This is a genomic window from Pseudomonas sp., from assembly GCF_030696055.1.
Classification (GTDB): Bacteria; Pseudomonadota; Gammaproteobacteria; order Pseudomonadales; family Pseudomonadaceae; genus Aquipseudomonas.
In genome coordinates, this window is record NZ_JAUYNP010000182.1 from 1 (window position 1) to 6,491 (window position 6,491).

The following is a 6,491-nucleotide window of genomic DNA, read 5'->3' on the forward strand; positions in this document are numbered from 1 at the left end:
CTGCTGCACGGCCAGCAGCCGAGCGACAGCTGGGTGCGCGCCATGCACACCAGCCTGATTCTCTACGCCGAGCACGAGTTCAATGCCTCCACCTTCGCCTCGCGCGTGGTTGCCGGCACCGGTTCCGACATGTATTCGGCCATCGCCGCGGGCATAGGTGCGCTGCGCGGGCCCAAGCACGGCGGTGCCAACGAGGTGGCCTTCGAGATCCAGAAGCGCTACGACAACCCGGATGAGGCCGAGGCCGATATCCGCGCCCGGGTGGAGAAGAAGGAAGTGGTGATCGGTTTCGGTCATCCGGTCTACACAGTGGCCGACCCGCGCAACAAGGTGATCAAGGAAGTCGCCCGCGAGCTGTCCGCCGAGCAGGGCAATATGAAGATGTTCGACATCGCCGAACGCCTGGAATCGACCATGTGGGAAATCAAGAAGATGTTCCCCAACCTGGATTGGTTCAGCGCCGTCAGCTACCACATGATGGGCGTGCCCACCGCCATGTTCACCCCGCTGTTCGTCATCGCCCGCACCTCCGGCTGGTCTTCTCACGTGATCGAGCAGCGCATCGACGGCAAGATCATCCGTCCGAGCGCCAACTATGTCGGGCCGGAAGACCTGAGCTTCGTGCCGCTCAAGGAGCGCACTTGACCATGAACAGCATGATGAACAGCCACTATCGCAAAGCCCTGCCTGGCAGCGCGCTGGACTATTTCGATGCCCGCGCCGCGGTCGAGGCCATCGCCCCCTGGGCCTACGCCAAGCTGCCCTATACCTCGCGGGTGCTGGCCGAGAACCTGGTGCGCCGCTGCGATCCAGCCACCTTGAGCGCTTCGCTCAAGCAGCTGATCGAGCGTAAACGCGACCTGGATTTCCCCTGGTACCCGGCGCGCGTGGTGTGCCACGACATCCTCGGTCAGACCGCGCTGGTCGACTTGGCCGGCCTGCGGGACGCCATAGCCGAGCAGGGCGGTGACCCGGCCCAGGTCAACCCGGTGGTGCCGGTGCAGCTGATAGTCGACCATTCCCTGGCGGTGGAGTGCGGCGGCTTCGATCCGCAGGCGTTCGAGAAGAATCGCGCCATCGAAGACCGGCGCAACGAAGACCGTTTCCACTTTATCAACTGGACCAAGCAGGCGTTCAAGAACGTCGATGTGATCCCGCCGGGCAACGGCATCATGCACCAGATCAATCTGGAGAAAATGTCGCCGGTGATCCAGACTCGGGACGGCGTGGCCTTTCCCGACACCTGCGTGGGTACCGATAGCCACACCCCGCATGTCGATGCCCTCGGCGTGATCGCCATCGGTGTCGGTGGCCTGGAAGCGGAGAACGTCATGCTCGGCCGCGCCTCCTGGATGCGTCTGCCGGACATTATCGGCGTCGAGCTGTCGGGCAAGCCGCAGCCCGGCATCACCGCCACCGACGTGGTGCTGGCCCTGACCGAGTTCCTGCGCCAGTCCAAGGTGGTCGGCGCCTACCTGGAGTTCCATGGCGAAGGCGCTGCGGCGCTGACCCTGGGCGACCGCGCGACCATCTCCAATATGGCCCCGGAATACGGCGCCACCGCGGCGATGTTCTTTATCGACCAGCAGACCATCGACTACTTGAAGCTCACCGGCCGTGAAGACCAGCAGGTGCAACTGGTCGAGACCTACGCCAAACACACCGGCCTGTGGGCCGACAGCCTGAAAACGGCTGAGTACGAACGCAGCCTGAGCTTCGACCTGTCCAGCGTGGTGCGCACTATGGCCGGGCCGAGCAACCCCCACGCGCGGGTGGCGACCAGTGACCTGGCGGCCAAGGGCATTGCTGTCGGCCTGGACCAGGCCCGCGTGCAGGAAGCAGAAGGCCTGATGCCGGATGGCGCGGTGATCATCGCCGCCATCACCAGTTGCACCAACACCAGCAACCCGCGCAACGTGATCGCCGCCGGCCTGTTGGCGCGCAACGCCAACAAGCTGGGCCTGCGCCGCAAGCCCTGGGTCAAGTCGTCCCTGGCTCCCGGCTCGAAGACCGTGAAGCTGTATCTGCAGGAAGCCGGTTTGGAGCAGGAGTTGGAACAGCTCGGTTTTGGCGTGGTGGCCTTCGCCTGCACCACCTGCAACGGTATGTCCGGTGCGCTGGATCCGGTTATTCAGCAGGAAATTATCGACCGCGACCTGTATGCCACCGCCGTATTGAGCGGTAACCGCAACTTCGACGGGCGTATCCACCCTTACGCCAAGCAGGCCTTTCTTGCCTCGCCGCCGCTGGTGGTGGCCTATGCGATTGCCGGCACCATCCGCTTCGATATCGAAAAGGATGTGCTGGGCCTGGTGGATGGCCGCGAAATCCGCCTGAAGGATATCTGGCCAAGCGACGAGGAAATCGACGCGGTGGTCAAGGCCGCGGTCAAGCCCGAGCAATTCCGCCAGGTCTATATCCCGATGTTCGATCTGGGCCGCGAGCAGGGCGCCAAGGTCAGCCCGCTGTACGACTGGCGGCCGATGAGCACCTATATCCGCCGTCCGCCCTATTGGGATAAAGAGGGGGAAGGCGCCCTGGCCGGCGCGCGCACGCTGAAAGGCATGCGTCCGCTGGCGGTGCTGCCGGACAACATAACCACCGACCACCTGTCGCCGTCCAACGCCATCATGCTGGACAGCGCGGCCGGTGAGTACCTGCACAAGATGGGCCTGCCGGAGGAGGACTTCAACTCCTACGCCACCCACCGCGGCGACCACCTGACCACGCAGCGTGCGACCTTCGCCAACCCCAAACTGCTCAACGAAATGGTGCAGGAGAACGGCAAGGTCAAGCAGGGTTCGCTGGCGCGTATCGAGCCGGAAGGCCGGGTCACGCGCATGTGGGAAGCCATCGAAACCTATATGCAGCGCAAGCAGCCGCTGATCATTGTCGCCGGTGCCGACTACGGTCAGGGTTCGTCCCGCGACTGGGCGGCCAAGGGCGTGCGCCTGGCCGGTGTGGAAGCCATAGCCGCCGAAGGCTTCGAACGCATCCACCGCACCAACCTGATCGGCATGGGCGTGCTGCCGCTGGAGTTCAAGCCGGGCACCACGCGCAAGACCCTGGGCATCGACGGCAGCGAAACTTTCGATGTGATCGGCGCGCGCACCCCACGCGCCACCCTGACCCTGGTGATCAACCGCAAGAACGGTGAGCGCGTCGAAGTGCCGATGACCTGTCGCCTGGACAGCGACGAGGAGGTGTCGATCTACGAGGCCGGCGGCGTGTTGCAGCGCTTCGCCCAGGATTTCCTCGAGTCGACTGTCACGGCCTGATCCGGCTGCCTGTCCTGCGGAGCGGACGCCTGCTCAGGGCGTCCGATCTTTTTTGGAGCTATCTATGAGCCACATACCTCAGATCAAGATTGCCGCCACCTATATGCGTGGCGGCACCAGCAAAGGCGTGTTTTTCAAGCTTGAGGATTTACCCGAGGCCGCCCGGGTGCCCGGCGTGGCCCGTGACAAGCTGTTGCTGCGAGTCATCGGCAGCCCCGACCCCTACGGCAAGCAGATCGACGGCATGGGCGGGGCGACCTCCAGCACCAGCAAGACGGTGATCCTGAGCAAGAGCGCCAAGCCGGAGCACGACGTCGACTATCTGTTCGGCCAGGTGTCCATCGACCAGGCCTTCGTCGATTGGAGCGGCAACTGCGGCAACCTGACCGCAGCGGTCGGCTCCTTTGCCATCAGCAATGCTCTGGTCGATCCGGCGCGCATTCCCGACAACGGCCTGTGCACCGTGCGTATCTGGCAGGCCAATATCGGCAAGACCATCATCGCCCACGTCCCCATCACCAACGGCCTGGTGCAGGAAACCGGCGACTTCGAGCTGGATGGCGTGACCTTTCCGGCGGCCGAAGTGCAGGTCGAATTCTTGGACCCCGCCGATGAGGGCGAAGGCGAGGGCGGCTCCATGTTCCCCACAGGCAATCTGGTGGACGTTCTGGAGGTGCCTGTCGATGTCGTGAAAGGGGGCACCCTCAAGGCGACCCTGATCAATGCCGGCATCCCGACCATCTTCGTCAACGCCGAAGACCTCGGCTATAGCGGTACCGAGTTGCAGGACGCCATCAATGGCGACGCCCAGGCCCTGGCCAGGTTCGAGAGCATCCGCGCCTATGGCGCGCTGCGTATGGGCTTGATCAAGGATGTCAGTGAAGCCGCCCAGCGCCAACACACGCCCAAGGTGGCCTTCGTGGCGAGGCCGGCGCCTTATGTGTCGTCCAGTGGCAAACAGGTAGCAGCCGCTGACGTGGATCTGCTGGTGCGGGCGCTGTCCATGGGCAAGCTGCACCACGCCATGATGGGCACCGCGGCCGTGGCCATAGGCACCGCCGCGGCGATTCCGGGCACGCTGGTCAATCTGGCCGCCGGTGGTGGGGCGCTGAGTGCGGTGCGCTTCGGTCATCCGTCCGGCACCCTGCGCGTAGGCGCCGCAGCGGCTCAGGTCAACGGCGACTGGACTGTGACCAAGGCGATCATGAGCCGCAGCGCCCGGGTGCTGATGGAAGGCTGGGTGCGTGTGCCCGGCGATGCGTTCTAAGGCGCGCCGTACCTCCAGATGAAAAAGCCCGGGCCCAAGCCCTGGCTCTTTCATTTCGGTCGTAGGGCGGGTGCCCCCATCGGCAACGTCTGTCTGCCTGGCGGCGACAGTCTTCCTGTAGGAGCACGCCATGTGTGCGATTCGCGGGCATGGCCCGCTCCTACACTGAATACGAGACCACGAACGAAGGATGCCGTGGCCAACCCCATCAACCTGCCATCCAGGGAGATCGAAGCATGAGCGTCAATGTCGACCTGAACGAGCGTCCCGACTACGACCAGGTGATCCAGGACATCGCCGACTATGTGCTGAACTACCGGATCGAGTCCGAGGAGGCCCTGAATACCGCCCGCCATTGCCTGATGGACAGCCTCGGTTGCGCTTTGCTGGCCCTGCGTTTTCCCGAGTGCACCAAGCACCTGGGCCCCATAGTCGAAGGCACGGTGGTGCCCAACGGCGCCCGCGTACCGGGCACCCGCTTGTGCTTGGATCCGCTCAAGGCCGCCTGGGATATCGGCTGCATCGTCCGTTGGCTGGATTACAACGACACCTGGCTGGCGGCCGAGTGGGGGCATCCGTCGGACAATATCGGCGCCATCCTGGCCGTGGCCGACCACCTGGCGCAGCGGCGCATCGCCCAGGGTGAGGCGCCGCTAACTATGCGCGCGGTGCTGGAAGCCATGATCATGGCCCATGAGATTCAGGGCGTGTTCGCCCTGGAGAACTCCTTCAACCGCGTCGGCCTGGACCACGTATTCCTGGTCAAGCTGGCCTCCACCGCGGTGACCGCCAAGCTGATGGGCGCGGGCCGCGAGCAGCTGTTGTCCGCATTGTCCCACGCCTTCGTCGACGGCCAGGCGCTGCGTACCTACCGTCACGCACCGAACGCCGGCTCGCGCAAGTCCTGGGCCGCCGGCGATGCCTCCAGCCGCGGCGTGCGTCTGGCCGACATCGCCATGCGTGGCGAGATGGGCATCCCAGGGGTGCTGACCGCGCCGCAGTGGGGCTTCTACGACGTGCTGTTCAGTCACACCAATCAGGACCTGGCGCTGAAGCCTATCGAGGCGCGCCAGTTCAGCTTTCCCCAGGGCTTCGGCTGCTATGTGATGGAGAACGTGCTGTTCAAGATCAGTTTCCCGGCCGAGTTCCACGCGCAAACCGCCTGTGAAGCCGCAGTGACCCTGCACCCGCAGGTCAAGGATCGTCTGCACGAGATCGACAGAATCGTCATCACCACCCAGGAATCGGCGATCCGCATCATCTCCAAGGTCGGCAAGCTGGCCAACCCGGCCGACCGTGACCACTGCATCCAGTACATGACGGCCGTGCCGCTGGCCTTCGGCAGTCTGTTGGCCGAGCAGTACGAGGACGACTTCCACGCCGCCCACCCGATCATCGACGAGCTGCGCGAGAAGATGCACATAGTCGAAGATCCGCGTTACAGCCGCGAGTACCTGGAGGCCGACAAGCGCTCGATTGCCAATGCCATTCAGCTGTTCTTCAAGGATGGCTCCAGCACGGAGCAGGTCGCGGTCGAGTACCCCGTCGGTCACCGTCGTCGCCGCGAAGAGGGCATTCCGCTGCTGGAAGACAAGTTCAAGGCCAACCTGGCGACCAGGTTCACCGCGCGGCGCTCGGCTGACATCTTCAGCCTGTGCCAGGATCAGGCGCGGCTTGAAGCCACCCCGGTTAACCGCTTTATGGATTTGTGGGTGATTTAAGCGCTAAGCGCTAAGCCATAAGTCATAAGCGGCAAGCCGCAAGAAAAAGCCAGAGCGCAGGCTCTAGCTTGCAGCTGCCGTCTACTTCAGGCGACGCTCGACGCCTTTCTCCACCAGAATCTTGGCGGAGATCTCTTCCACGGAAAAATAGGTGGAGTTGATAAAGGCAATGTTTTCACGGCGGAACAGGTTTTCCACCTCGCGCACTTCGAATTCGCACTGGGC

General features: G+C 63.9%; 5 protein-coding genes. 4 read left to right on the top strand and 1 reads right to left on the bottom strand.

All coding sequences use genetic code 11. The features are described from left to right. The 4 genes from Q8Q83_RS10715 to prpD all read left to right on the top strand — a co-directional run. Nucleotides 1-645 (top strand): citrate/2-methylcitrate synthase (locus tag Q8Q83_RS10715; RefSeq protein ID WP_305623561.1); only part of this gene is annotated, 645 nt, incomplete at its 5' end. Nucleotides 646-659: 14 nt separating this feature from the next. Beyond that, nucleotides 660-3,278, top strand: a complete 2,619-nt coding sequence (gene acnD, locus Q8Q83_RS10720) for a Fe/S-dependent 2-methylisocitrate dehydratase AcnD (RefSeq protein ID WP_305623567.1) — start codon at nucleotides 660-662, stop codon at nucleotides 3,276-3,278. A 64-nt stretch (nucleotides 3,279-3,342) separates the two neighbouring features. Continuing rightward, nucleotides 3,343-4,545 carry a 2-methylaconitate cis-trans isomerase PrpF gene (gene prpF / locus Q8Q83_RS10725; RefSeq protein ID WP_305623563.1) on the top strand — a complete coding sequence of 401 codons (1,203 nt, stop codon included), beginning with the start codon at nucleotides 3,343-3,345 and terminating at the stop codon, nucleotides 4,543-4,545. A gap of 236 nt (nucleotides 4,546-4,781) precedes the next feature. Next, nucleotides 4,782-6,266: a 2-methylcitrate dehydratase gene (prpD, locus tag Q8Q83_RS10730; protein WP_305623565.1), complete on the top strand. Its 1,485-nt coding sequence runs from the start codon at nucleotides 4,782-4,784 to the stop codon at nucleotides 6,264-6,266. A gap of 81 nt (nucleotides 6,267-6,347) precedes the next feature. Here the strand turns inward: prpD and Q8Q83_RS10735 are convergent. Continuing rightward, nucleotides 6,348-6,491: kinase/pyrophosphorylase (locus Q8Q83_RS10735; protein ID WP_305623569.1), on the bottom strand; the 144-nt coding region annotated here is incomplete at its 5' end.

What these genes read in the sequence shown, in the direction of transcription:
- prpD (WP_305623565.1), top strand. Translation starts at nt 4,782, where the DNA reads ATGAGCGTCAATGTCGACCTGAACGAGCGTCCCGACTACGACCAGGTG.
- prpF (WP_305623563.1), top strand. Translation starts at nt 3,343, where the DNA reads ATGAGCCACATACCTCAGATCAAGATTGCCGCCACCTATATGCGTGGC.
- acnD (WP_305623567.1), top strand. Translation starts at nt 660, where the DNA reads ATGAACAGCCACTATCGCAAAGCCCTGCCTGGCAGCGCGCTGGACTAT.